Annotated in this window: 23 protein-coding genes and 1 pseudogene; 10 read left to right on the top strand and 14 right to left on the bottom strand. The window is 60.8% G+C overall.

Features of this window, described 5'->3' with window-relative positions:
* Nucleotides 1-2 precede the first annotated feature (2 nt).
* Complete coding sequence (locus tag ACUIAD_RS04140) at nt 3-728, bottom strand: type 1 glutamine amidotransferase (RefSeq protein ID WP_445343767.1); 726 nt, start codon at nt 726-728, stop codon at nt 3-5.
* 90 nt (nt 729-818) lie between these two features.
* Here ACUIAD_RS04140 and cysS point away from each other — a divergent pair, with 90 nt between their 5' ends.
* Both cysS and ACUIAD_RS04130 read left to right on the top strand, forming a co-directional pair.
* Entirely contained in the window at nt 819-2,396 is a 1,578-nt protein-coding gene (gene cysS, locus ACUIAD_RS04135; protein ID WP_445343766.1) for a cysteine--tRNA ligase, read from the top strand.
* Between the two features lie 4 nt (nt 2,397-2,400).
* Nucleotides 2,401-3,429 carry a LacI family DNA-binding transcriptional regulator gene (locus tag ACUIAD_RS04130; RefSeq protein WP_445343765.1) on the top strand — a complete coding sequence of 343 codons (1,029 nt, stop codon included), beginning with the start codon at nt 2,401-2,403 and terminating at the stop codon, nt 3,427-3,429.
* A gap of 5 nt (nt 3,430-3,434) precedes the next feature.
* Here the strand turns inward: ACUIAD_RS04130 and ACUIAD_RS04125 are convergent, their stop codons facing one another.
* The 4 genes from ACUIAD_RS04125 to ACUIAD_RS04110 form a co-directional block, all read right to left on the bottom strand.
* Nucleotides 3,435-4,559 carry a glycoside hydrolase family 172 protein gene (locus ACUIAD_RS04125; protein WP_445343797.1) on the bottom strand — a complete coding sequence of 375 codons (1,125 nt, stop codon included), beginning with the start codon at nt 4,557-4,559 and terminating at the stop codon, nt 3,435-3,437.
* Between the two features lie 99 nt (nt 4,560-4,658).
* On the bottom strand, nt 4,659-5,540 hold the full coding sequence (locus ACUIAD_RS04120) for a carbohydrate ABC transporter permease (RefSeq protein ID WP_445343764.1): 882 nt from the start codon (nt 5,538-5,540) through the stop codon (nt 4,659-4,661).
* A gap of 20 nt (nt 5,541-5,560) precedes the next feature.
* Nucleotides 5,561-6,496, bottom strand: a complete 936-nt coding sequence (locus tag ACUIAD_RS04115; RefSeq protein WP_110451668.1) for a carbohydrate ABC transporter permease — start codon at nt 6,494-6,496, stop codon at nt 5,561-5,563.
* A 31-nt stretch (nt 6,497-6,527) separates the two neighbouring features.
* Nucleotides 6,528-7,838, bottom strand: coding sequence for an ABC transporter substrate-binding protein (locus ACUIAD_RS04110; RefSeq protein ID WP_110451667.1), 1,311 nt, complete (start codon nt 7,836-7,838; stop codon nt 6,528-6,530).
* 320 nt (nt 7,839-8,158) lie between these two features.
* Between ACUIAD_RS04110 and ffh the strand changes: the two genes are divergently transcribed.
* The 5 genes from ffh (at nt 8,159) to rimM (ending at nt 12,270) form a co-directional block, all read left to right on the top strand.
* On the top strand, nt 8,159-9,775 hold the full coding sequence (gene ffh / locus ACUIAD_RS04105; protein WP_445343763.1) for a signal recognition particle protein: 1,617 nt from the start codon (nt 8,159-8,161) through the stop codon (nt 9,773-9,775).
* Between the two features lie 31 nt (nt 9,776-9,806).
* Complete coding sequence (locus ACUIAD_RS04100; RefSeq protein ID WP_445343762.1) at nt 9,807-10,769, top strand: endonuclease/exonuclease/phosphatase family protein; 963 nt, start codon at nt 9,807-9,809, stop codon at nt 10,767-10,769.
* Between the two features lie 171 nt (nt 10,770-10,940).
* The gene (gene rpsP / locus ACUIAD_RS04095; RefSeq protein ID WP_110451664.1) at nt 10,941-11,399 is read left to right on the top strand and encodes a 30S ribosomal protein S16; all 459 of its coding nucleotides are present in this window, start codon (nt 10,941-10,943) and stop codon (nt 11,397-11,399) included.
* Between the two features lie 35 nt (nt 11,400-11,434).
* Entirely contained in the window at nt 11,435-11,668 is a 234-nt protein-coding gene (locus ACUIAD_RS04090) for an RNA-binding protein (RefSeq protein ID WP_015021362.1), read from the top strand.
* Nucleotides 11,669-11,682: 14 nt separating this feature from the next.
* Complete coding sequence (gene rimM, locus ACUIAD_RS04085; RefSeq protein ID WP_445343796.1) at nt 11,683-12,270, top strand: ribosome maturation factor RimM; 588 nt, start codon at nt 11,683-11,685, stop codon at nt 12,268-12,270.
* Between the two features lie 119 nt (nt 12,271-12,389).
* On the opposite strand, the gene ACUIAD_RS04080 is transcribed toward rimM, so the two are convergent.
* Genes ACUIAD_RS04080 through ACUIAD_RS04070 form a run of 3 tightly spaced genes read right to left on the bottom strand, consistent with a single transcriptional unit; the run spans nt 12,390 to nt 15,411 of the window.
* Nucleotides 12,390-13,094 (bottom strand): LutC/YkgG family protein, encoded by a 705-nt coding sequence (locus ACUIAD_RS04080; RefSeq protein WP_445343761.1) that lies wholly within the window; start codon nt 13,092-13,094, stop codon nt 12,390-12,392.
* Complete coding sequence (locus ACUIAD_RS04075) at nt 13,091-14,596, bottom strand: LutB/LldF family L-lactate oxidation iron-sulfur protein (protein WP_110451661.1); 1,506 nt, start codon at nt 14,594-14,596, stop codon at nt 13,091-13,093. Before ACUIAD_RS04075 ends, ACUIAD_RS04080 begins: the two co-directional genes overlap by 4 nt.
* Nucleotides 14,593-15,411, bottom strand: a complete 819-nt coding sequence (locus ACUIAD_RS04070; protein ID WP_445343760.1) for a (Fe-S)-binding protein — start codon at nt 15,409-15,411, stop codon at nt 14,593-14,595. The genes ACUIAD_RS04075 and ACUIAD_RS04070 overlap by 4 nt, the downstream gene beginning before the upstream one ends.
* A 357-nt stretch (nt 15,412-15,768) precedes the next feature.
* Between ACUIAD_RS04070 and ACUIAD_RS04065 the strand changes: the two genes are divergently transcribed.
* Nucleotides 15,769-16,785, top strand: a complete 1,017-nt coding sequence (locus tag ACUIAD_RS04065) for a YdcF family protein (RefSeq protein ID WP_445343759.1) — start codon at nt 15,769-15,771, stop codon at nt 16,783-16,785.
* A 28-nt stretch (nt 16,786-16,813) separates the two neighbouring features.
* On the opposite strand, the gene ACUIAD_RS04060 is transcribed toward ACUIAD_RS04065, so the two are convergent.
* Complete coding sequence (locus tag ACUIAD_RS04060; RefSeq protein ID WP_110451659.1) at nt 16,814-18,217, bottom strand: MFS transporter; 1,404 nt, start codon at nt 18,215-18,217, stop codon at nt 16,814-16,816.
* 278 nt (nt 18,218-18,495) lie between these two features.
* Here ACUIAD_RS04060 and trmD point away from each other — a divergent pair, with 278 nt between their 5' ends.
* Complete coding sequence (trmD, locus tag ACUIAD_RS04055) at nt 18,496-19,446, top strand: tRNA (guanosine(37)-N1)-methyltransferase TrmD (RefSeq protein ID WP_110451658.1); 951 nt, start codon at nt 18,496-18,498, stop codon at nt 19,444-19,446.
* Nucleotides 19,447-19,485: 39 nt separating this feature from the next.
* On the opposite strand, the pseudogene rsmD reads toward trmD, so the two are convergent.
* The 4 genes and pseudogenes from rsmD to ACUIAD_RS04035 all read right to left on the bottom strand — a co-directional run.
* A pseudogene (gene rsmD / locus ACUIAD_RS04050) lies at nt 19,486-20,091 on the bottom strand (16S rRNA (guanine(966)-N(2))-methyltransferase RsmD); the annotation flags it as partial.
* A 10-nt stretch (nt 20,092-20,101) separates the two neighbouring features.
* Nucleotides 20,102-22,576, bottom strand: a complete 2,475-nt coding sequence (locus tag ACUIAD_RS04045; RefSeq protein ID WP_445343758.1) for an ATP-dependent DNA helicase RecG — start codon at nt 22,574-22,576, stop codon at nt 20,102-20,104.
* Between the two features lie 101 nt (nt 22,577-22,677).
* The gene (rpmB, locus tag ACUIAD_RS04040; protein ID WP_015021347.1) at nt 22,678-22,872 is read right to left on the bottom strand and encodes a 50S ribosomal protein L28; all 195 of its coding nucleotides are present in this window, start codon (nt 22,870-22,872) and stop codon (nt 22,678-22,680) included.
* Between the two features lie 124 nt (nt 22,873-22,996).
* On the bottom strand, nt 22,997-24,022 hold the full coding sequence (locus ACUIAD_RS04035; RefSeq protein WP_445343757.1) for a helix-turn-helix transcriptional regulator: 1,026 nt from the start codon (nt 24,020-24,022) through the stop codon (nt 22,997-22,999).
* Nucleotides 24,023-24,461: 439 nt separating this feature from the next.
* Between ACUIAD_RS04035 and ACUIAD_RS04030 the strand changes: the two genes are divergently transcribed.
* Complete coding sequence (locus ACUIAD_RS04030; RefSeq protein WP_445343756.1) at nt 24,462-25,274, top strand: ABC transporter ATP-binding protein; 813 nt, start codon at nt 24,462-24,464, stop codon at nt 25,272-25,274.
* Here ACUIAD_RS04030 and ACUIAD_RS04025 read toward each other — a convergent pair.
* Complete coding sequence (locus ACUIAD_RS04025; RefSeq protein WP_258333102.1) at nt 25,234-25,905, bottom strand: sugar O-acetyltransferase; 672 nt, start codon at nt 25,903-25,905, stop codon at nt 25,234-25,236. The genes ACUIAD_RS04030 and ACUIAD_RS04025 overlap by 41 nt on opposite strands.
* Nucleotides 25,906-26,037: the final 132 nt, after the last annotated feature.

Here is a 26,037-nt window from a genome sequence, read left to right as displayed (position 1 = left end):
TCTCAGGCGGCAGCCAGCTGGGCGGCCTGGGTCGAGCATCGGGCCGCAAAGGCCGAGAAGATTGCGTCGGCCAGAGGCTGCATCTGCGGCATCCCCTCCATGAATTCGTCGCGCATCCGAGCGATCTTGGACTTCTTCATCGTGCCGATCATGCTCGGCACCTGCATCCATTCCTCAAAGATGGGCGCTGTCACCTCCAGGTGGAACTGGAGGCCCAATGCCGACCCAAGTCTAAAAGCCTGGACCTTGGTGGCGCGGGAGCGTGCCAGGAGCTTAGCCTCCGGCGGCAGGGTTACCTGGTCGGCATGCCAGTGCAGCACATCGGTGTTCTTGCTCCACATGGCCACATCGTCGTCCTGCCCCACCCAGCGGATGGGCCCCATGCCGTATTCGGGTTCCTGGTTCCGCATCAGGGTGCCTCCCAGTGCCCGCGCCAGAATCTGATGGCCCAGGCAGATTCCCAGAATGGGCTTGTTGGCAGCCATCGCCGCCTTGGCAAGCTTGGTCTCCGCCTTGAGTCCGGGGTAATGCGCGTAATCGTCGGCCGACATAGGACCGCCCATGATGACCAGTCCCGCCAGCTCACGCGAGCGAGGCAGCTTGGGATTCTTCTCATCCACGATATTGGTAATCTCGGTGTCCAGTCCGCACTCCTGGAGGTTGTCAAGAATACGGCCCGGCTTCTCCCAATCCACATGCTGAACTACCAGCACCCTAGGTTTCGCCATGGCTCCATTCTTGCACATATGCCGTCGGGTCGGTCCGCAGGCTCGGTATTTTCTCTTGGACAGTCAGCAAGCCTTGGTAGGCTCAAGGATATGGATACGAGTTCGCAACCGCAGGATTCCAAGGCTTCAGTCAGTCTGGCCGCGGCAGGTCTGCGTCTGTATGATACGGCTGATCACCGGGTGACCCCCTTCAGCCCCATCGACCCGGGCAAGGTCGGCATCTACGTGTGCGGGGCCACGGTGCAGAGCTCGCCCCATATTGGCCACATCAGGACCACCCTGGCCTTCGACGTGATCCGACGCTGGCTGCTCAGGCTGGGATACCAAGTGACCCTGATCCGGAACGTGACCGACATCGACGACAAGATCCTGACCAAGGCGGCAGCGAACGGCCAGCGCTGGTGGGAGCGGGCCTACATCTATGAGCGCGAATTCACTCATGCCTACGAGACCATGGGGGTCCTGCCGCCCACTTACGAGCCTCGAGCCACCGGGCACATCCCTGAGATGATCGACCTGATACAGCGCATCATCGACCGCGGCCACGCCTATGCGGTACCCGACGAGCAGGGCCGTCCATCAGGCAACGTCTACTTCGACGTGGCCTCCTGGCCTGAATATGGTGCCCTGACCCACCAGCAGACCGGCACCCAGCCCGCTGACGAACAGGCCGCCGCCAACGACCGGCTGGGACCCAGCATCGACACCGATGGGCAGAATACCTACGCCGATGAGGAGCCCGGCAAGCGCGACCCCCGCGATTTCGCGCTGTGGAAAGCACCGAAGCCTACCGATCCGGCCACAGCCCGCTGGCAAACCCCCTTCGGCACGGGCAGGCCGGGCTGGCATCTGGAATGCTCGGCCATGAGCCACCGTTATTTGGGCGCGGAGTTCGACATCCACGGAGGCGGTCTTGACCTTCGATTCCCCCATCACGAGAACGAGATGGCCCAGTCGCACGCAGCTGGCTGGGGATTCGCCCATCGATGGATGCACACAGCCTGGGTGACCCAGAAGGGCGAGAAGATGAGCAAGTCCCTGGGCAACGGGCTGTCCGTGGACCAGGTGCTGTCGCAGCATCCGGCCTGGGTGGTGCGCTACGCTCTGGTCTCGGTGCAGTACCGGTCCATGCTGGAATGGTCCGATCAGTCCCTTCAGGAGGCCGAGGGCGCCTACGAGCGCATCGGCAACTTCGTGGACCGGGCCGGACGAATCCTTGGAGCACAGCCCGAGCGTGCTCAGGTAACGGGACTGGGTGCGGACGATCTGCCAGAGGATTTTGTGCAGGCCATGAATGACGACATCAACGTCTCAGGTGGTCTGGCTGCCCTGTACGCGCTGATTCGTCAAGCCAACGCGGCCATGGATGCGGACCCGGATGCTCTGGATCGGAAGTGGCTGGCCAATGCCCTGCTCCAGGTCAGAGCCATGCTGGATGTCTTCGGACTTGATCCCCTCGATCCCCACTGGGCAGGAGCCGCAGCCGACCGTGACAATCGAGCCATGAACACCTTGGACGCCTTGGTGCACCAGCAGCTGCAGGAACGCGATCAAGCGCGAAAAGATCACGACTTTGCCCGTGCCGATGCCATTCGGGACCAGCTAGCAGCGGTCGGTGTGGCCGTGGCGGATGCACCAGCTGGCAGTACCTGGGATCTGAGCCGCTGAACCCATGTCCGACATACGCGACGTTGCCAGGAAGGCTGGTGTCTCGGTCAGCACAGTCTCTTATGCATTCTCCGGCAAGCGTCCCATCTCCCCGGGAACCTACCAGCGGATCATGCAGGCCGCCGACGAACTGGATTACGCACCGGATGCCGGCGCCAGGATGCTGCGGGCCAAGCGCAACCAGATCGTCGCCCTGAGCGCCCCCTTGCGTTCCGGGCAGAACCTAGCCTCCTACGCAGACTACTTCATCGAGATGGCCAGCTGCGAACATGCCCGTGGCTATGACTCCCTGCTGCTGACTGCCGAGAATGGCGTCGAAGACATCCGACGGGTCACTCGCAGCAATCTGGCCGATGGCGTGGTTCTGATGGATCTGGTGGACGATGACATCCGCGCCACCCAGGCCGCCTCATATGGACGCCCCTGCGTGGCACTGGGGTTGCCTCGGCGGCACACAGCATGCGCCTGTGTGGATCTGGACTTCGACCTGATGGGTCGCATGGCGGTGGAAGCCATGGCCAGAGCGGGACGCAAACGCCTGCTCTTTCTGGAGGATCTGAAGGGCGAATACCGGCGCGGCTCTGGCTTCCGCCTTATCCTGCTACGCAGTCTCAAGACCTGGGCTCGCCGTCTGGGCGTAGATCTACGGCTTGAACCGGGCCCCACCGGCAGCGATCTGGCCTACACCCAGCAAGTGCTGGACATCATCCATCACGGCCGCATTGATGGCCTGATCGGCCAGATCCGCCCCTCTCTGCTGGACACTGTGGTGGTCCGCATGCGCTCAGACGGCATGAGCATTCCCGATGACGTGGCTGTTCTGTCCTGCGCCGCAGGCAAGGCCAGCCCCACTCTTGAGCTTCAGGGCATCTCTGAGATGCCCCTTACCCCCCGCTCGTTGTGCGCCAAGGCTGCGGATCTGCTGACCCAGGCTGTGGAGGAGGGGGCATCCCTGGCTGGACAAGTCCTGCTGGAGCGCCCCACACTGATTGATCGAGCCTCCCTCAGCCGACGGAAGCAGAAGGCCGCCTGAGCCAATCAACGGGGTCGGCGGTCCCGCTCTCCCGTCTCCAGCACCTTTTGCGGAAAAGGCTGGTGGGGCTCCTGCTGGTACCAGTAGGCCACGCTGGCCAGGTCATCCTGACGTTCGAAGTAGCCCTGTTCGTCCACGCCTATCTGCTGCAAGGTCACCTTGATATCGCTGGCGAAAATAATGGGGTCGGGGATGTGCCAGCGGTAGAACCCCCTGGTCACCGGGGTGTCGGCATCCCAGTACTGGGATTCGCGGTTGTCCAGCTGTCTGGAGTGGAAGGGAAATCCCATGTAGGCCCCGCTGTAGGTGACCTCGTGCATGCGGCCATCCGCGCCCTGCCCGGCAAAGCTCCAGGCGCCGCCGAAGTAGTCCTCGCTGCCTGTGGAGCACCAAGTGGGGTAGTCCTTGTCTCCGTCCAGGTAGACCTTGACCTCGCCCTCGCCCCACCAGCGGCTCTCCAGAGCGGTCAGAGCCAGATAGGTGCCCACGTAGGAGCCTCGGCCATGCACCCCATCCAGGATGACGTAGTCCTGGCCAAGTTCGGTGACCCGCTGACGGCGCCACTGGGCATGGAAGGTCATGACCTCCTCAGGCAGCTCGTCCTTCTCCACATAGTCGATCTGGTAGAAGAAGGCCTCGATGGGCTCGTTGTGCCGGTTGCGCAGAACAATCCGGGCCCCGTCATGGAAAGGCATGGGCCAGTAGCAGTTGAAACCTCGGCGTGGATAGACGGCCACAGGCACGGACTCGACCCGGCAGGCCTGGGCATGACCACAGCAGAAGAAGTCACCCAGGGGCACGCAGACGGAGGGCGTCTGTTCGCCATCCCAGTAGCATTCCAGAATCAGATTGCGCAGGACGTTGGGCCCGGTGGGCGAGGTGGCGTCGGTCACGGTCATCCATATATGACGGATCTCGCCAGCGCCGGACAGGTCGGCCAGAACCATGTCTTGGCCAGGAGGAATGTTCTTCAGGCAGGGAGCCCCCTTCCTTGAGGGGCCCAGATTGCTGGCCGTCATGGCCGCTTCGCCCTTGCCTCCCCGAGGATTCTCGGCGTTGATGCAGCGGGTGCGGTCCCCGGATGGACGGGTCAGCGCCTCAAGACCGTTGGTGATGTTCGGCATGGTCATGCCCATGGTTGTGGTTGCCTTTCATGTTCGGGCCGCCCGCTCCCCTCCTCTGCCTTCTTGCAGCGGGCGGCCATGGTCAGTGTACTTGTGCAGCGGCGATTACTTGACAGCGCCAGCCACTATCCCCTGCGAGAGCTTCCTCTGGAAGAAGATGAAGAAGATGACGGTGGGAATGATGCTGAGCAGGGAGGCGGAGGCCAGGTCGGTGGCAGCCATGGTGTGCTGTCCCTGCATGGTAGCCAAGGCCAGCGGGATGGTCTGCGTCTTCTCGCTCATCAGAAAGGCCATGGGGATCATGTACTCGTTCCAGGTCCAGATGAAGAAGAAGACGAAGAGGACGCTGATGGTCGACCAGGACACCGGCAGCACGATCTTGCGCAGAATCTGCCAGCGCGAGGCTCCGTCGACGGTGGCCGCCTCCAGGATGGCCTGGGGGAAGGTCCCGTAGACGGAGGAGAGCAAATAGGTGCCGTAGGCGCTCTGAATAATGGTGAAGATGATGATGATGGACCACTGGGAGTTATAGAAGCCCATCCATTTGAACATGACGTAGAGCGGGTAGAGCAGAGCCTCCTGGGGGACCATGTTGGCCAGCATGATGAACAGGAGGATGACTGTGTTGCCCTTGACTCTGCCGATGCCCAGGGCGAAGGAGTTGAGGACCGAAAGCAGGACCCCGACCACAGCCACCACCAGGGAAATCAGCAGGGAGTTGCCCAGCTTGAGCGGGAAATTGCTCTTGTTCCAGAAGGAGATGATGCCGTCCATGCTGAAGTGGGCGGGCACGGACAGGGGGCCCGTGGCGTTGTAGTCAGCCGTGGTCTTGAAGGCGTTCAAAACCAGGATCAGCAGCGGGAAGAGCATGATCAGGGCTCCTGCGATCAGCAGGATCAGACCGGCCCAGTCCCCCCAGGTGCGGATTCTACGGGCGTGCCGGGAGGATACCCGGGCGTCGGCTTGCAGTGTGGCTTGATTATTCATGATGCGCTTCCTTGCCTTCCTCAGGCGATGCTCTTTTGCACGCGCTTCTGCACGATGGTGAAGACGATGGAGAAGATGACGATGACCACGGTCAGCGATGTCGAGATGGCGGCGCCGTAGCCCACCTGCTGCACCTGAAAGAACTGGTTGTAGGAGTAGTAGGAGGGAACCATGGTGGAGGTGCCGGGCCCGCCCTTGGTCAGCAGGTAGACCGGGGCGAAGGTCTTCAGGGCGCCGATGGTGGAGGTGAGGATGACCACCAGCAGCTCGGGAATGATGGAGGGCAGGGTGATGACGCGGAACTTCTGCCACCAGTTGGCCCCATCCAGGCTGGCCGCCTCGTAGAGCTCGGGATCCACCCGCTGCAGTCCGGACATGAAGATGACGATGGGATAGCCCAGCTGGATCCAGATCAGGATGACCATAAGGATGGGCAGGGCCGTAGTAGTCGAACCCAGCCAGTTGTGAGCCAGTCCTCCCAGGCCGATCTTGGTCAGCAGGTCGTTGACGGCTCCATCCTCAGGCCGGAAGATCCAGCCCATGATGATGGTGGCCACGGCCACAGGCAGAACCTGGGGCAGGTAATAGAGGGCCCGCAGGGTCGAAGAGGTGTGGGGGCCGAACTTCTTCTGGATCACGTCAGTCAGGGCCGAGGAGATCAGCAGACCCAGAACCGTGGGAATAATGACGATGGCCACGATGATCCAGAGGGTGTGTCCGAAGGAGACCCAGAAGGTCGAGTCGCCCATGAGTCGTCGCCAGTTGCGCAGACCCACCCATCTGGTCGGCCCCACCCCCCTCCAACGGGTGAAGCTCAAATAGATGTTCCAGAAAATAGGCACGATGACGATGGCCACGATGCCTATCAGACCGGGAATCAGATATGGGACGAACCGTGAGGGCGCACTGCCCGGGATGCGGGACTGCGCCTTCTTCCTGCTATGTGTGTCAGACATGCTTGTACTCTCCTTGGCGGATTGACGCAGCTCAGTTGTCATCCAGATCGAGCTGGGCGACGCCGTCGTCGTAGTTCTTATGCAGGGTGTCCAGAACCTGGTCGGGGCTCTTGGTGCCGTTGACCAGCTCCTGGAAGGCGGCCGGCATGGCGTCGGTCAGGTTGGGCGCAGGGTAGTCGGGGTAGTAGCTCATCCGGCTGGCGTCCGAGGCTTTGGTGTATTCGTTGACCAGATCACGGCTCTTGGGGCTGGTGATGGCCTCCGTATCGGCCGCCACTGGCACGCCGCCCTTGTTGCCGATGTAGTTCTGAACCTCCTTGGACAGGACCACGTTGATATAGCGGGCTGCGGCATCCTTGCGCCGGGACTTCTGCGGGATGACCAGCAGGTTGCCCGCGCAGCCCTCGACCATCTTGGCCCCCGGGAAGATGGATGCCGTCCAGTCGAAGGTCTTCACCTGCTCCATGAAGCGGGTCTGGTTCCAGGTGCCGGTCTGGTAGATGGGATAGGTCCCCTTGATGAATGCCGTTGTCGTGTCCTCGGCCTTCATGCCGGTGGCGTTCCTGGAGATGTATCCCTTGTCGATCCAGTCACGGATGGTATTGGTGGCGAACGTCAGCGGCTCGCTGCGCCAGTTGACCGGATGCTTGTAGAGCTGCCAGTCGTCAACGAAGCGGGCATCGGCCTTGGTCATGGCCAGCTGCCACCAGAGCCAAAGCACCCCGTATTCCTGGGCATCGGCCGCTATGGGCGTTACCCCGTGGCTCTTGAAGGCCTTGAGCGCCGCTACAAACTGGTCAAAGGTACGCGGGATGGGAATCCTGTACTTGGCGAACAGGTCCTTGTTGTAGTAGACGCGCTGCATCTCCGCATAGGAGGAAACCCCGTACCAGGTATCCCCGTCCATGACGCCCCGCTTGTCGTACTTGCCCACTGCCGCCGCTTGGCCGCGCACCTTCTTGTCCCAGCCATACTTCTGCACATAGGGCTTCAGGTCGGTCAGCAGCTGCAGCGTGGACAGAACCCCGGCCGAGCCATTGCCGCGATTGGACTCCATGACGTCCGGGGCATCGTCCGAGTTGAGGAACTGGCTGCCATTCTGGGCTATCTGGGTAAAGGACTTGACCTCGAAGTCCACCTTGATGCCGGTCTGTCGGGTAAAGATATCGGCAGCCTTCAGCCAGCCTCTGGCCTGACCGCTGCTGGGCTCCTCGTAGTACCAGATTTTGATGCTGGACGGATGTGCTTCCTGGGGGGCATCGCCCCCCGATCCGCAGGCCGCCAGCGGCAGGATCGACATGGCCAGGGCTAAGGCCGCTCCGATCCCTCTTCTGATCTTCATGATGGCTCCTAACACTTTCTTGCATCCTTGCATCCAGTTACCGCGATTCAGCATGTCGAAATGTTTCGACTTCGGATGTATTGCAGGCCTCTGACCATCTCCATCGATGCATCCGAGATGTCGAATCGTTTCGACTTAGTATAGAAGCTCGCAGAGGCTGATGTCAAGAAGACGCAACGTACACCGGAATCCGCTTGATAAAGCCTCTCCGATCCTTTGCGCTGTCCTCGTCGCAATGAACGCATCCATGCTCAGCCATCATTTCATTCCAGAAGCGGCCAGCGGCCATTCTCCCGGCTGACAGGTAGACTTGGGACATTATGGCAGCATTTTCATCTTTGACCGATCGGCTCTCCCAGGCCTTCACCCATCTGCGCTCCAAGGGGAAGCTGACCGAGGCCGACATCGACGGCACAATCCGCGAGATCCGGCGCGCCCTCCTGGATGCTGATGTCTCCCTGGATGTGGTGCGCTCCTTCACCGGACGCATCAGAGAACGCGCTCTGGGCGAGGAGGTCTCCAAGGCTCTGAACCCGGCCCAGCAGGTGGTCTCCATCGTCTACGAAGAACTGACCGACATCCTGGGCGCGGGAGTGGATCGGCCGCTCAATTTCGCCAAGACCCCGCCTACAGTCATCATGCTGGCCGGCCTGCAGGGCGCCGGCAAGACCACGCTGGCAGGCAAGCTCGGCTACTGGCTCAAGGATGCCGGCCACACCCCCCTGCTGGTGGCGGCGGATCTGCAAAGACCCAATGCTGTCACCCAGCTCCAGGTGGTCGGCGAACGCGCAGGAGTACCGGTATACGCTCCCGAACCGGGTGTACAGACCAACGGCTCCGAGCTGGCGGCCCCAGGACAGGTCAAGGGCGATCCGGTCAAGGTGGCCGCCGACTCGATCAGGGTGGCCAAGGACAAACTCTACGACGTAGTCATTATTGATACGGCCGGTCGGCTGGGCGTGGATCAGGAGCTGATGGAGCAGGCGCGCAATATTCGCGATGCCGTCCACCCCGATGAGATTCTCTTCGTCATCGATGCCATGATCGGGCAGGACGCGGTCGCTACTGCCAAGGCCTTCGACCAGGGCGTGGACTTCACCGGCGTGGTCCTGTCCAAGCTGGACGGCGATGCTCGTGGCGGCGCGGCCCTGTCGGTAGCCTCGGTGACCGGCAAGCCCATTCTCTTCGACTCCAACGGCGAGGGCCTCAAGGACTTCGAGGTCTTCCACCCCGACCGGATGGCCTCCCGCATTCTGGACATGGGCGACATCCTGACGCTGATCGAGCAGGCCCAACGCCAGTTCGATGAGGAGGAGGCCCGCAAGGCCGCGGGGAAGATGTCCGAGGGCAGCTTCGGTCTGGACGACTTTCTGGAGCAGCTCCAGCAGGTCCGCAAACTGGGCTCCTTCAAGAGCATCCTGGGCATGATTCCAGGCATGGCCCAGCACCGCAAGGAGCTTGAGCAGTTCGACGAAAAGGAGGTGGACCGGACCCAGGCCATCATCCAGTCCATGACTCCTCAGGAACGACGAGACCCCAGCATCATCGATGGCTCACGGCGGGCCCGGATCGCCTATGGCGCTGGCACTACGGTCTCGGCCGTCAACGGTCTGCTGCAGCGGTTCGAGCAAGCAGCCAAGATGATGAAGCGGATGACCAATGGCAGCCGCTCGATCCCAGGCATGGGCGGCATGGGTGCTGGCAGCGGCAAGAAGGGCAAAAAAGGCAAGAAGGGCCGCAAGGGTTCCCGTTCGGGCAATCCCATGAAGCGGGAGGCCGAAGAGAAGGCTCTGCGCGAGCGCCTGTCCGGCAAGGGCAAATCCTCCGGCGGCTCAGCCTTCGCCAAGCGTCCTGAAACCCCGCAGATGCCTGAGGGCCTGCCGGACCTGCCCCCTAATTTGGGCGGCGGACTGGGCGGTCTCTTCGGCGGCCGCTAGGCCCCTCCTCTCCTGCAGGAGACAATGGCACGTGAACACCCTTCTCTGGATTCTCTTGGGGCTCATCGCCTTGTGGATGGCCCTGCGCTTCCTGCCGGCTGGGACTGATTGGCATCGCCCATTGGTTGAGCTGATCGCTCTGATCGATCTATTGGCCGTTCCCCTATTGGCCATATTGATATTGACGGTTCTTATGAATGCCTGGCTTCAATGCCTGCTGGCGCTTGTAGAGCTTACTCTGGTCAGCTGCCACCGCCTGCGCTACCGGCTGCCTCAAACAGACCGGACCGGCCAGTCGTCCTCCGATCATGGGCTGAGCGTCATGACTCTGAACTGCCGCTTCGGCCGAGCCGATCCTGAAGAGGTCGTACGTTGCGTGCGCTCCTATGGAGTGGAAGTGCTGGCCCTGCAGGAGGTGAAGGGAAATCTGCTGGAATCGCTTCAGACCGCAGGCATACATCAGCTCCTGCCCTACCTGACGCAGGGAACCGCCGGCCCCGATGACAACGGCGGACGCAATGTCATCCTCTCGGCGGCCCGGCCCGCGATTGCTTATCCCTCAGCCCTGGACCTGCCAGCGGCGGCCGTGCCTCTGGTCGAGCTGAAGACCAGCTGCGGACCGGTCCGAGTGGCCAGCGTTCACCCCAAATCACCTCAACGCGGCGCCAGACAGTGGGGCATGGGCATCGCCGCCTTGGCCAAACTGGCCCAGCCGCCCACCCCCACCATCGTCATGGGCGACTGCAACGCCACCCTGCAACACCCGACCTTCCGGGCCATGCTGGCGCAGTCGGGACTGCGCGATGCCTCCCTGTCCCTGAAGGCTGGCAGCCATCCAACCTTTCCCTCGGGACGATTGCTGCCACCATTGATTGAAATCGACCATATCCTGATGGACGATGACCTGACCGCACAATCCATGCATGCTCTTCGGATCAGCGGCAGCGACCACCGGGCACTGATAGCCCAACTGGTCCTGCCTGGTCGGCTCTGAATACAAAACAGGCTCATCAACTGGCTTATCGCCTAGGTGAGGTATACTTTTGCTGTTATTCATGTCCGGAGGAGCCCTCTCATTCCGACGGCCGTGAGGAACACGCCAGGAGCGCCGCCATGCCCCACATGGAGACGCCGCCGGGCACACCAAGTACCAAGGAGAGCCGTTTTGGCAACCAGAATTCGTCTGAAGAGAATGGGCAAGAAGTTCTACCCCTTCTACCGCGTGGTCGTGGTTGATTCCCGCAAGAAGCGCGATGGCAAGGTTATTGAGGAGATCGGCACCTACGATCCCAACACCCAGCCCTCTTCAATCAAGATCGACTCCGAGCGCGCCCAGTACTGGCTGGGTGTAGGCGCTCAGCCCAGCGACCCCGTCTTCAACCTTCTGAAGATTACCGGCGACTGGCAGAAGTTCAAGGATCTGCCCGGCAAGGAAGGCACTCTTAAGGTGCCACAGGCCGAGGCGGATGCCCAAGCCCGCATCGAGCAGGCACAGAACGAAGCCCAGAAGCTCAAGGCCGCTAAGTCCGAGGCTGAGGCCAAGGCTAAGGCCGAGGCGGAGAAGGAAGCCCCCAAGGCCGATGAGTCTGCAGATGCCGCCCAGGCCGAGCAGGCAGCTGAGTAAGGCACATTTACTGAGGATTGGAAGGACCGGCTATCATGCTTGCACAGGCCGTTGAGCACCTGATCAGGAACATCGTGGACTTCCCCGATGACGTGTCGGTCAAGTCCCACGAAAACTCTCGCGGAGAGCTGTTGCGGGTACGGGTCAATCCCGAGGATATTGGCCGTGTGATCGGCAGGGGCGGCAGGACCGCCAACGCCATCCGCACCGTAATCCAAGCCCTGGCCGACCACAAGGTTCGCGTCGACATCATGGACGTACGCCGGTGAGCCCCAGCCGGTCCATCAATCACGACCCGCAGGGTCAAGACCCTCAGCAGCGAAGACTGCTGAGGGTCTGCCGTATCGGCCGCGCTCAGGGACTCAAGGGCGAGGTCAACGTATATGCCTACACTGACGAGCCCGAGCGACGCTTCGCATCCGGATCTCAGTTGCAGACCAATGACGGACAGGTTTTCACAGTGGTCTCCTCCCGTCGCTTCAAACAGCGTTGGATCGTCCTCTTCCAAGGAGTAACTGACAGAAACGCCGCCGAAGCACTGAACGGCGTTGAACTGTATGTCCAGGCTGATCCAGCCGAGGAGCTGGCGCAGGAGGATGCCTGGTACCCCGAAGACCTGATCGGGCTCGAGGTCCGCATGGCTCCGGGCAACTCACTGGGTGAGTCTGCCGGACGAGTGGTCGGTCAAGTCAACGACGTACTGGACGGTGCAGCCCAGCAGCAGCTGCAGATCCGCATGACCACCGAAGAAAGCGACGATGGTGTGGAGGGACTGATACCCTTCGTCGAAGCCCTGGTGCCTCAGGTTGACATTGAAAACGGGTACGTGGCCATTGATCCACCCGGAGGACTTTTGCCCGGCCTGGGCTGAACGCGCCTTTCAGCAAAGCCATGAGGCAAAACCGTAAGTGGGGAGCCAGCGTCCTTTTTTGATCCGCTGACTCCCCACTTACGGGAAATGCGCCTGCCTAAGCAGGGGATGCAGCAAAGCTACATGTCTTCAACCACCAGATATGTCATATCCAGAGGGCCATGCACACCCACCACGATCACCATCTCGATGTCGCCCGTGTTGGAGGGGCCCGTGATGAAGTTGATGTTGGAGGTCTTGAGCTCGCCCGAGACCAAGGCTGGATCGTAGTAGTCCATGGCCTGCCGGGTTCGGGGCAGAATCTTGGACTTGCGGATGATGCTCAGATAGTGCACCGGCAGGAAGTGAAAGGCTCGACCCTGACCTGGAGTTGTGGCTACAGCGATGGTGCCCGACTCAGCCAACAGGAAGTCCGCAAATGCGATGGCCGTCCCGGACTGGTCGGCTGTCTTGATGTTCTCCTCGCGGCTGGCTCCCGGCTTCCAGAAAGTGGCCGGCGGGTTCAGTCCATCTCTCCACTCCTCCAGACCGAAATCTGCAAAGAGGTCGGAGGTGGGCAGCATCACATGGTCGCTGTCATCCTTTCGCGAATCGATGAACTCATCCAAGGCGGCGGGCAGGCCAGCCTTGGTGCAAGTACGGAAGTCCACATGGACGGCCTCGCTGCTCTTCCGAGCGATCTCCAGCAGCTCATCCTGCGTGTGGCCTGACAGGGTAGTCTCCGGCAGGTCGTTGACCGGCACCAGAGGATGATCCTTGAGCTGATGACGGGGTCTGCCGCTCTTCTTGGCCAGATAGTCCAGGAATACCTCACGATCGGTCATGCCTGCTGCTCCTTCTTATGATGAGCGAACCAACTGCGGAAGTTCTGCCCGTGCTTAGGCGGATCAGGCAGATCACGAACCTTGGTCCAACCGCCGAAGACGAAGGGCATCCATTCCACATGCCGATCACTGGCAAAAAGGTTCTTGGCCGTCTCCGGCTGCTTCTTGGATATGGGCGTCAGCATGGTGTGATCCAGACCAAGAGCCGTGCGGAAGAGCGAGGAGTGGCCGGTTCCCAGGCCCATGACCCTCATGACCGTATCGTCGATCAGATTGGCCTCGGACTGGTCATCCATCATGATCCTCCTGTGCTCGATCATGAGCTGATGCAGAGGGATCTTGACTGGACAAGTGGCCGTACATGCTGCGCACAGGCTGCAGGCGTATGGCAGGTCTCCGAAGTCGTCGTAGCCTCCATCCAGCACCGGCGAAAGCACCGAGCCCACAGGTCCCGGATAGATGGATCCATAGCCATGACCGCCGATGTGCCGGTAAATGGGGCAGACGTTCAGGCAGGAAGCGCAGCGAATGCACTGGAGTATGGGCTCGAAGACCGTTCCCAGAGCGTTTGAGCGCCCATTGTCCAGAATGACCACATAGACATCGTCCGGTCCGTCCGACTCCTGGCCGGTGCGCGGCGCAGTGTAGGTCAGGTAGGAGGTCAGCTTCTGGCCGACAGCTGACCGGGCCAGCATGTTGTCCATGGTCTCGGCCTCCTTCATGGTCGGCACCAGACGCTCCATGCCCATGACCACCACCTGTGTCTTGGGGATGCACATGGCCAGATCGGCGTTGCCCTCGTTGGTCACCAGGTTGATCATGCCCGTGTCGGCTACGGCGAAGTTGCAGCCGGTGATACCCATGTCAGCCTCGAGGAAGTGCTTGCGCAGAACCTTGCGCGAGAACCGCGCCATGTGCTGAGGGTCGTTGTCGCCCTTGTAGCCCAGCTTCTTCTCGAAAATCCGACGCACCTGCTCGCGGTTCTTGTGCAGGGCAGGGAAGACCAGATGCGTGGGCTGATCCCAGTCGTCCTCCTCCAGGATGAACTCGGCCAGGTCGGTCTCCAGCACCTCCAGGCCGGGCACAGTCATCAGCGTGGGATCCAGGTTGATCTCGCTGGTCACCATGGACTTGCTCTTGACGACGTGCTTGGCCTTCTTTTCGATGGCGATCTGCTTGATGTACTGAGCGGCTTCATCGTCGGTCTGAGCGAAGAAAACATGGCCGCCGCGCTTCTCCACGTTGTCGGCGAACTCCTCCAGGTAGTCAGGCAGGTAACGGATGACATGCTGTCGGATCTGCTCGCCCAGGTCGCGCCACTGTTCCCAGTTGCCCAGTTCCTGGCGGGCGGCCTCCCGCTTGACCCACTGGGCATCCTGGGCCTTGGCCACGGCCTGTTGGGCGAATTTGTCCTGCTCGGACTCTTTGACCCTGGTCAGGAAAGGAGCCTTGCTGGTCCGCAGATACTGCGCAGCCTTCTTGCCGTTGACCATGCTGCTCATACCAGAGCCCCCTCTTCCTTGGCAGCCCTGACGGAGCCCACGGCATCATCGCCTGCAGAGCGGCCGTCCACATACTTGACGCGACTCATATCCACCTTGTGATTGAGCACTTCAGCCAGGTGCATGATGGTGATCTTCTCGCCGCGCCGGTTGAAGCGGCCGCCGATGTTCATCAGACAGCCCGGATCGCAGGAGATGAGAACGCTGGCATTGGTGCTGAGCACGTCGTTCACCTTCTCATCCACCATCTGCTTGGAGATCTCAGGCTCCTTCATGGAGAACATGCCGCCGAACCCGCAGCAGTTTTCGATATGAGGCAGGGGGACCATGGTCAGGCCCTTGACATGGTCCAGCAGAACGAAGGGGCTGGTCCGCTCCCCCAGCAGCCGGGTCATGTGGCAGGAGCGATGGTAGGTGGCCACAGCGTCCAGTTCGGCGCCCGCATCCAGCACGCCCAGCACCCGGTAAAGGAATTGCGAGAACTCATAGGTCTTGTCAGCCATGGTCTGAGCTTTGGCCGCATAAGCGGGGTCGCTCTTGAGGTGGAAGGGCAACTCCTTGAGCATATTCACGCAGGAGCCCGCCGGACCCACGATGTAGTCGGCATCCACGCTCAGCAGGGCATCGACCTCGTTGCGCATGACATGCATGCTCTCCTTGACATACCCGCTGTTGAAAGTCGGCTGGGCACAGCAGATCTGCTTTTTGGGAAGATAGGTGTCACAGCCGAACCGCTCCAGCACCTCCACCATGGCCTTCCCCACGTTCGGAAACATGAGGTCCACCACGCAGGTGGAGAATATCACTACTTTCATTGCCACGCCTCTCTACAACCTTGTACGCCAGGTACGAACCATCTCCGGATCGCGGAGGAGCTGAAGATTGCTTGAACCCCTGATTCCTCAAACGCATCGTTGTCTGGCGACTGTCCACTCCCACGCAGACGCCGATGCGCAATCCTGAAAGGACCCGTCATTACACGGTATCGACCTGGAATTCGCACCGCCGGGAATCGCCTATCCTCAGCTTTGGAACATATGAAATCTACCACATGTATGTTACCACGGCGGTCATAGAGCCCGCGGCATGTCAAGGATGGGAGGTTGCTGGCCGATTCGCTACAGTGGAGGCAGACCCTGTGCGGTCATTCTCGTGAAAGGGGCAATTGGCGCATGTCCAACCACCTGCAGCTTCTTCTGCTCTATGCACCCGCCATCATCTTCGGTCTGCTCTTCTTCTGGGACCTGCACAAGGAGCCTCGGCAGTTCCGCAATGCCATCTGGTTTCTGCTGCTGCTGCTGACCCTCGGCGGAGCGCTTCTTCTGCAGTTCGGGATGCGCTGGCTGATCCTTCCCCTGGTCATCCTGCTCATCGCCGCTCCCCTGCTGGTGATCTGTTTCCTCCTGGCCAATACGGTCATCGTCATCCGACACGAGGGGGCCTCCCTGACCACTCTGCTGCCCGGACTGCTGGCGCTGGCCGTGGTTGCCTACATGATTCTTTCGCCAATACTGGATGGACTTGGCGCCCCCTCTTGGCTGCAGAAGCTGGCCGGGCTGGTCGACCTGGAAGCCACCTGGTTCTTCTTCTCCTTCCTGGCCCTGCTGCTCTATTCCAACTTCTACAGACTGCTGCCCCGCAAGCGCCGCTACGACTACATCATCATCCACGGGGCCGGTCTGCGCGGCGAAGAGCCTACGCCGCTGCTCCAGGGACGACTGGATAAGGCTGTAAATCTCTGGAATCGGCAGGGGCGGCTGGGACGCTTCGTAGTCTCCGGCGGGCAAGGCCCCGACGAGGTCACCAGCGAGGCAAGGGCCATGGCTCAGTATTTGCGCAACTCCTGCGGAGTGCCAGCCGAGGCCATCATCATGGAGGACAGGTCGACCACAACTCTGGAGAACCTGCGCTTCTCCAAGCAGATACTGGATGCCCGATACGAGACGGGAACCGGACCCGAGCATTACCGGGTGGCCCTGGTCACCAGCGACTACCATGTCTTCCGAGCCAGCGAATACGCCAGCAAGGTGGGACTGAATGCCGACGGAATCGGTTCGCACACCAAGGGCTACTACTGGCCGACCGCCTTCATCCGGGAGTTCGTGGCCATCACCCGCATGCACTGGTGGCCCTACCTGGTCCTTGCGATAGGCTGGGCCGTCTGGATCGGCATTTCGCTCCTGCACTAACACCAGACTTCCTAGAGCGAATCAGAAGTCATGCAACCTGAACCCCATCTCTATCCTGACGGGCCAGGCTGCGCTCCATGAACCATGCCACCAGGAGGATGCCCAGGACGATGAGAAAAACGAAGACGAAGGCCCAGACGGCTCCGAACTGGAAGGCCTGAGCTCCGGCATGGATCCCTCTGGCCTTGGGCATGCCAGTGATGATGGCAGCCAAGACGCCGGTCGAGGCAGCGCCTGAATACTGCTGAAGGGTGTTGAAGAGCGCGTTGCCGTCAGGCACAAGTTCGGCTGGGATATGCTGCAGTCCGACCGTAAGCAGGTTGTTGAAGACGCAAGCCTGACCGACCATGTAGCAGGCGTAGAGAAGAACCATCAGCGCGACGGACAAATGCCGGCTGAGGACCAGGAAGCCCAAGGCTGAAAGGAAGAAGGCGATGCTTCCCGCTGCGAGCAGTCCACGCAGGCCGTGGCCATCAAGATAGCCGCCCGTGACAGGCTGGCAGAGCGCGGAGAGCAGGCTCCCCGGCAGCAGAAGCAGGCCAGCGACGGTAGAGGTCTCTCCCAGGACGGACTGGGCCATGTTGGGCAGGATGAACGTCAGGCCGATCTGAACGAACTGGACCAGGAAGTAGAGGATCAGGGCAAGGGTAAAGATACGGTTCCGGAAGACGGCGATGTTGATCAGCCTGGCGTGCTGGCGGGTAAGAGCCCAAATCCCCGCAGCTAGGGCCAGGACACTGATGAACAGGGACAGCCAGGTAATAGGACCATGAACATCCAGGGTGCTCAGCCCCAGGGTCAGTCCTGTAAGAAAAACACCCAGAAGAAGAAACTGAATCCAGGCGAATGGGCCGACGTGGGCGCTCTCCTTATCAACTGAGATGAGCGCTATGACCCCGAAGACCAGCTCAATGGGCAGCACGATCAGGAAGATGGCTCGCCAGGACAAGGCCTGGATAACAGCTCCGCCAAAGGTCGGGCCCAGGGAGGGCGCCAGAGCCACCGCCATGCCAGCGCTGCCCACGTATCGACCCTGGATGTGAAGAGGAACCTTTTTCATGATCAGAGAGAACACCAAGGGAAGAGCGATGCCAGTGCTGATGCCCTGCAGGAGGCGTCCCGCCATAAGGACAGGAAAGCATGGGGCGAGGATGCACATCAGGTCGCTGCCCAGAAATATCCCGACGCTGACCAGAATCAATGCGCGGGTCGTGAATGAATGTTCCAGCCAGGCAGCGGCCAGGACCGTCAGTGCCACCACCAGCAGATAGCCGGTGGTCAGCCATTGGACTGTGCCCAGCCCGGTTTTGAAGTACTGGGTCATCTCCGGAAAAGTGACGTTGAGCGAGGTCTCCAAAAGCACCCCGCAGAAGGCGAGCCCGGCAGTGCCGGTAATCAGCAGTTTTGTTCTTTTATCAACATGGTCGACCATGGACCGTCCGCTCCTAACGCATCAGACTGTTCACATAGCCATCACCACGGATCCGTACGGCATGGCATCATCCGATGCCGCTCTCATTGCTGTTTGCGCAACGGTTATAGCTCTCTGGCTGCGTTGATGACATCTCTCAAGCCGATACCGGTTCGATGGCCGAGTGCCATAACGTGCCGTTTTTCATCTGCGACTTGAAGACTCAGCTAGTGTAACACCCATAGGCACCAATCCGCGTCCGAGCCCGGCCCGAACCAGGCTTGGGTAGAGTTGATGACATGCAAATCGATATCGTCTCTGTCTTCCCTGAGTATTTTGACGTGACTGGACTCAGCCTCCTGGGCAAGGCCCAGGAAAAGGGCTTGGTGACCATCCACGCCCACAACCTGCGCGACTGGACCCATGACGTGCACCACTCCGTGGACGATACGCCGGTAGGAGGCGGAGCAGGCATGGTGATGAAACCCGAAATCTGGGGACAATGCCTGGACGATCTGTTGGGATTGCCAGACGAATCAGCTGTACAACATCCGCCTATAGACCAGACAGCCGATACCGCCGATGGTAAAGGACAACAAGAAGCAGCGAAGAGTCCCAGCGGCAGAAGCTGTGGCACAGCATCCAAGGCAGATTCATCTATTGACAGCCATCAGGCTGATCCCGTCGGACCAGTTCTGATCTTCCCCAACCCATCCGCTCCTCTGTTCACCCAGGCCGATGCAACCAGGCTGTCACGGACGAAGAGGCTGATATTCGGCTGCGGCCGCTACGAGGGCTACGACGCTCGCATCCCCGACTACTACCGAAGCAGGGGAATTGACGTCAGAGAGTACTCCATTGGCGACTACGTGCTCAATGGAGGCGAGGTGGCTGTCTCGGTCATGCTGGAGGCGATCACCCGACTTCTGCCCGGCTTCATGGGCAATCCTGAATCCATCGTGCAGGAGTCCTACACCGGGGACGAACCACTGCTGGAATATCGCCAGTACACGCGACCCACGATCTGGAGAGGCATTTCCGTGCCCGAGATACTGACCAGCGGCGACCATGGAAGAGTGGACAGGTTCCGGCGCGACGAGGCCATCAGGCGAACCAGTCGGATCCGTCCAGACCTGATCGCTCGTTTGGACTGCTCCACCCTCGATAAGCATGACCGCCGCATCCTGGAGGACTTGGGCTGGGATACACGGCAAACTCATCCGAGATCTCAGGATCAGCCATCAAACTGATCCGCTGTTAAATGAATCAACCATCACATTGCGGGGCTATCAGCGGGCCGTTATATAGTAGACTGCCGTTTCCCCGTAGGTGCGAGCATGATCAATGGCCCATCCTTCAGGAGCCGTGGGCGGCTGGGTGCGTGTCGATCGCTCCAGAATGATCATGCCTCCATCGTCCACCATTTCTCGGGCAGTCAGGTCAGTCATAATGCTTTGGCAGTCCTCTGTCGACAGATCATAAGGCGGGTCCATGAAAACCAGGTCGAAGCAAGCCTCGGACAGACCGGCATCCTCATGACCGGAAGAGAGAGGACGAGCAAAGCGCTCAGCACGACTCCTGCTGACGCGAATATCCATGTCTGAATCCCATGCCGGATGATGACGCAACCCAGCGGCTGAGCGTGACAGCAGTCCGGCGACACGACCAGAAGACTCCACAGCCACCAGGTTCTGCGCACCGCGGGAAAGAGCCTCGAATCCCAAGGCCCCGGTGCCAGCGAACAGGTCTAGGACCTGAGCACCAGACAGCCGGTCTTCGGACTCCAAGCGGGAGAAAATGGCCTCCTTGGTGCGATCGGTAGTGGGCCGAGTGCCCTTGAGGGCAGCGGGAAGGGAGAATCCCTTGAATCGGCCGGCGATGATGTGCATATGGTCCGTTGTCCTTTCAGCTGGAGACCAGGAAACCCTCGTTGCCCCTCATGAAGTCCAGAACGGCGCCAGCCAGCTGCGGCTGCCCGGCCAGAGCGGGGTCTGACTCCAGGAGTTGGCCTGCCTGGGCACGGGCACAGGCGATCATAGGCGCATCGGTCACCACCCGCAAAAGCTTCAGAGAGGAATGACCGCCGGACTGAGCATCACCTAGCACGTCGCCAGCTCCCCTGATTCGAATGTCCTCCTCGGCGATTTTGGCTCCGTCAGTGGTATCGCGAATGACCTCAAGCCGCTCGGCAGCCGGAGAATCCGCAGGAGCGCGCGAGATCAGGAAGGCCCAAGAGTCAGTGCCGCCGCGTCCCACCCTGCCGCGCAGCTGATGCAGCTGGGAGAGTCCGAATCGATCGGCATCGAAGATGACAATGCAGGAGGCTTGGGGCACATCCACCCCCACCTCCACCACAGTAGTAGCCACCAGCAGGGGCGTGCGTCCTGAGGCGAAGTCCTCCATGACGGCATTCTTGGCAGCATCGTCATCCCGCCCGGTCAGCGTAGCCATGGCAATGCCCTGAAACTGCGGCAGGACGGCCAAACGCTGGCTCATTTCGGCCACCGAGTGCAGGGGCGGACGCTGGCCACCCCCCTGGTCACCATCAGCCAACAACTGGGGCTGGGAATCGGATCCGGCGGATTGTGCAGGGCGGTCCGAGACAGCCGAAGGGTCATCCTCCTCGTCGATTCGGGCGCAGATGACATAGGCTCGTTCCCCGGCCTCGATCCGTCGACGCAGGTGCAGGAACATAGCACCCATGGTCGCTCCGTCAGACTCGGCGATGACGTGGGTGCGCACTGGTTTGCGGTTGCTGGGCAGCTCGGTCAGGGCGGAGATGTCCAGATCGCCGAACCAGGTCATGGCGGCCGTGCGCGGGATGGGTGTGGCAGTCATGATCAGTAGATGAGGCACCCGGTCGGATTTGCGGCGCAGCTCCTCGCGCTGCTCAACCCCGAAACGATGCTGCTCGTCTATGACGGTCAGGGCCAGATTAGGAGCCTGGAAGGTCCTGGAGAAGGCCGCATGGGTGGCGATGACTATGCAGGGACGGCCCGAGGCCGAGACAGCCAGGGCGGAGCGGCGCTGGGCAAGTCTCATGCCTCCGGTCAGCAGCACCAGAGGCAGCACCAGCTGATCCGTCATACGAATCATGGTGACGTTGTCCACAGGCTTATGGCGGCCTTCTACAGCAGTGGCGGTCACATCAGTGCCCATGGCCTTGAGCATGGCGCCGATGGAGGCGTAGTGCTGCTCAGCCAGCACCTGGGTCGGAGCCACCAAGACAGCCTGATGGCCGGCCTGGACCGCTTGGAGCATGGCCGCCAGGGCCACCACGGTCTTGCCGGAGCCGACCTCGCCCTGAAGAAGCCGCTGCATTGGCTGATCCTGGGCCATGTCGACGCCGATATCATTGATGACCTGACGCTGCCCATCGGTCAGCTGGAATGGCAGGGAGTCGATGAAACGAGCAGGCAGAGTCTCTGCACGGTCAGCTCCCGAATCCGCGCATGGATAAGTGGGCTGCTGCTGAGTCTGACGGCGGGTCTGCAGAAGGGCTGTCTGCGAGACGAAGGCCTCCTCGTAGCGCAGGGTCTTGCGTGCGGCGGCAAAGTCGTCAGAGCTATCGGGCGCATGCATGCCCAAAAGGGCACGAGCACGATGCATCAGCCCCTGATCGACACGGATCTGCTCGGGCAACACATCAGGTATAGCCCGGCCCAAGGCTTCTGGATCGATGCGAACCTCGGCACTGGTCTGCCCCTCTTCGGCGGCACCGGCCACAGGAATGGATCCAGTTGAACCACCGGCATGCGCCAGCATACGCAGAAAACCCAGAATGACATCGTGAATATGGTCCGAGGAGATGCGGGAGCTGGCATGATAGACCGGTCGCGGCCGACTGACGCGTTCCAAAGCCTCGTCAAGGCTGGCAGACTCGGACCGCGAAGGGTCAGAAACCTCCTGATCGGCATCAGCAACAACCAGGGTCTCTGGATGGGTGAACTGGAGCTGATCCATATAGACACCGGGCTCACCGGCCACGACCAGATCCGCCCCTATCTGAAGCCTACGGACCATCCAGTCCATATAGGGCTTCCTATGAGAGAAGAAGACCAGCCTGACCGTAAGCGGAGTGCCGCCCCGACTACCGACGAAGGCTGCGTCGCCCACCATCACATCCAGCCGAAAGCCCCGGCGGCCGCTCAGCGGCACCAAATGCACCTGATCGACCCGAGCGGCGAAGGCACAGGGCGCGCCAAGCCGAATACCGGCAATAGTGGTGACCTGCATGGGATCGGTGATGCGGAAAGGATAATAGGTCAGCGCATCCCCCACCGTGACCACGCCCAGAGCCTTGAGAGCGCTCACCCGACGCCTGTTGGCCACCAGCGAGGCCACAGTGCTGTGCAGACCAACACGAGCCACTGCCGACATACCCGATCACCTCCCGCAAGCGCCTACCAAGATCCCTCAGGATGACAAGAACCCCCGGAGCTTATGCCCCCGGGGGTCCCAATACGACCGACGAGCCGCACTCAGGCGGCGATGCGCTGCACCTTGCCGGCCTTGAGACACTTGACGCAGACGCGTAGCCGCACATTCTGACCATCAACGGTGGTGTGCACCGACTGCAGGTTGGGGCGGAAGATGCGCTTGTTCCGGATATGCGAATGAGAAACACTGTAACCGGTCTGCGGGCCCTTGCCGCACACCGCGCAACGAGCTGCCATGATGACTTCCTTTACGTTGTTTTCCAAGTCGTCCCAGGTGTTCTTGTCCGCAACGCAAGGCTACGGCTGAACACACAACTTGTTAAGACTACTACATCCCTCGAAGGAAGGCAAATCAGTGGTCTCAGGCATGAGGAGGCTTGCGGAAGATGCCGATCAGAGACTGGAGCACTCCGCAGAACACCCCGCCGATGATCCAGATGGCCCAGAATGGAATGCGCCAACCGAAGAGGTTGTCATAATTGCCCGAAAAAAGCATGGTCAGAGCTACCAGCGTGCAAAGGCCCATGATGGTTCCGCTGATGGCATTGCTTATCCGGTGCTCATAACGATAGGCATCCCCGTGATCGTCGTCGACGGAATCGGTCTGTCTGTTGTAGGCCCGGAGATTCATCATTCTGTGGCTTGTTCCCGCATGGACCAGCAGAAAGACCCCCAGAGCCAGCAGGAGGAAGAAGACGAATCTCCTGACCTGATCGGGCCAGCCCCAGACCAGGAACCCAGCAGAGTTGATCCCCATATCCAAGAGCACGACAGCCAGGCCGCAGACCAGCTCCCAGGCAGACTGACGGTATACTCGCGAGCGCTCTTCATCAGTATAGAAGTCCGCCACATAGGGATGCCTGCGCCGGAAATCCCTCCTGGCGGAAACCGCCGGCATGAGACAGGCCAGGCCCAGGACGATACCCATCATCAGCGTGAGGAAAGCCAGACCATTGTGTGCATCGGTCGGTTGGCTGACTTCGGCGAAGAGACCGCTGAAAGCCAGTCCCAGCATGATAAGGGCGATGCCGGAAGCCATGCGCAGACTGTAGGCATTGCTGAAAGAGGCGTAACCGGTCACGTCTTCCACAGCCGATTGGACAGGCATGGTCGCTTGGGTTGTCGAAGTCGTCTGCGCGACACCCTGATGGTCAGGCTTGGACGCACGCTGTCCGGAACCCGGATGCCGAACGTCGCCCAGGACCAGGTCATCAAGGGTGCAGCCGAACAGGTCGCATATGGCCAGGAGCTTGTCCATCTCAGGATATGCCTTGTCCGACTCCCACTTGGACACCGCCTGACGGGAAACCCCCACCAGCATGGCCAGCTGCTCCTGGGTCATGTTGCGCTGCGAACGCAGGTACTGCATGTTGGTTCTGAAACTCATAATGTTCTTTTCTCCAGATCGGCAGTTTGCCGATTCAACCAGCAACGAGACCATGATGAAACGCACAGGGCTCCGACCGCCACCAGCTTGAGGTTGCACCCGGCAAAGACACCGATATTTGCCGTCAACCGATGGTTGCATCCTTGCAGTTCCAAGGAAGCAAGAGATCGCTGAATCCCCGTCAAGCTGATGACGGAGCGTCCATCAGTCCCCTCCCCTCCAGCAAGGAATGCCCCCTTCTGCGTTCACAATACATACTCTTCGTGAGAGAATGCGAATTCTGCGGACCCCACCCTGAATCGTCCCCGATTCGACCCTGAAAACACCCTGACAGGTGCTCTCGCCATGGTCTTATAGAGAAAGAGCCACTTGCCGGGTTCCTCATTCAAGCTGAATTGAAGCCAAGGCAGGGCAGGCAACGACCGAAAGGAAGGCAAGGATGCAGCAAGGGACAACCAAGGATCCGTACGCACAGACCCCGCTCATTCTGGACAAGGTCTGCTACGACTACGGAACCCGGCAGAAGCAGGGCACCAGCGTGTTGGACGAAATCAGCCTGGAATGTCAGACGGGGACCTGGACGGCCATCATGGGTCCTTCAGGCGCTGGCAAATCGACCCTCCTCTATTGCGCCGCGGGGCTGCTCAGGGTCAGGCAGGGCAGAGTAGCCATCGCTGGAGAGAACCTGACGCGGATGAAAGAGAAGGAGCTGACCCGACTCCGGCGCGACCATATCGGCTTCGTCTTCCAGGACTACAACCTGGTCAACGCCTTCACCTGCCTGCAGAACACCATGCTGTCCAGCCTCTTCGGCGGCAGGAGGATCCCCGTCCAGGCAGCCCTGTCTGCCCTGTCGAACGTCGGATTGGAGGGGTACGCCAATACCTATCCGGCCGACATGAGCGGAGGCCAGCAGCAGCGCGTGGCCATCGCCCGCTCTCTTGCCGCCAGTCCGGAGATCATCATGGCCGACGAGCCCACTGGCGCCTTGGACACCCATAGCTCACGGGAGGTTATGGACCTCTTCGATCTGGCCGTCCGAAGCGGCCAGACCATCCTCATGGTGACCCACGACCCAAACGTCGCAGCCCGCGCACACCGCGTCATCTTCCTCCAGGACGGGCGCATTCAGGCAGTCTGCCCAGGCGGAGACCCACAGACTATAGCCCAGCAGCTGGCCATCATGGATGCTGCTCCAAAGCAGGAGGCCTTCAGCCCTGCCCTGGCAGATCCATCCGATCAGCCTCGGTGATGGTCCGAATCGCCCGGCAAGGCACGCCTACGGCCAAGGAGTCAGGCGCAATGTCATGGGTGACCACGGATCCGGCCCCGATGACCGCCCCATCGCCGATGGTCACTCCCCCGGCCACAGTCACGTTTGATGCCAGCCAGCAGTTGGATCCGATGGTGATCGGAGCGCCCAATTCGTAGTCGTAAAGGGAGCCATCCTCATGGCGCCTCAGATTCCGCTCCTGCCACCGCAGAGGATGCAGAGGCGTGGCCAGGGTGACGTTGGGGCCGATCATCACATCGTCGCCGATCTGTACCGGACAGGTATCCAGAACAGTGAAGTTGAAATTGGCGAAGATGCGCGAGCCGAGCTTGGTGAAGCATCCATAGTCGAAGTAGATGGGCCCCATAAAGTCGACGTCCTGGCCATGTTCGAGCACCAGCTCGTCCAAGAGCCGACTGCGCAGGTCCCGTTCCTGCTCAGAAGACGCGTTGAAAAGGCGGCAAAGTTCGTGGGCCTTGACTCGCAGCTGGTCCAGTTCGGGATCCGAAGCGTCATAAAGCTCGCCAGCAAGCATCCGCTTCCTCTGCGAGCGCCGATCCCCTTTACCGGCTCCGCCAGCCGCACCTGTCGGTTTCGAGTCCTTGTCCATGGCCATCCCATCGTTCCCGCATCACTTCACTGTCGCTGCCGCGGGTTTGTGCCGCTTGCAGATTCCCTATCCATGTAACCGTCTGGGTCAGACAGCCGATAGCCTCATTACATTCGTCATCCGGTTGCGGAC

Source organism: Bifidobacterium sp. ESL0819, assembly GCF_052606245.1.
This window is presented reverse-complemented; position numbering and strand designations above follow the sequence as displayed.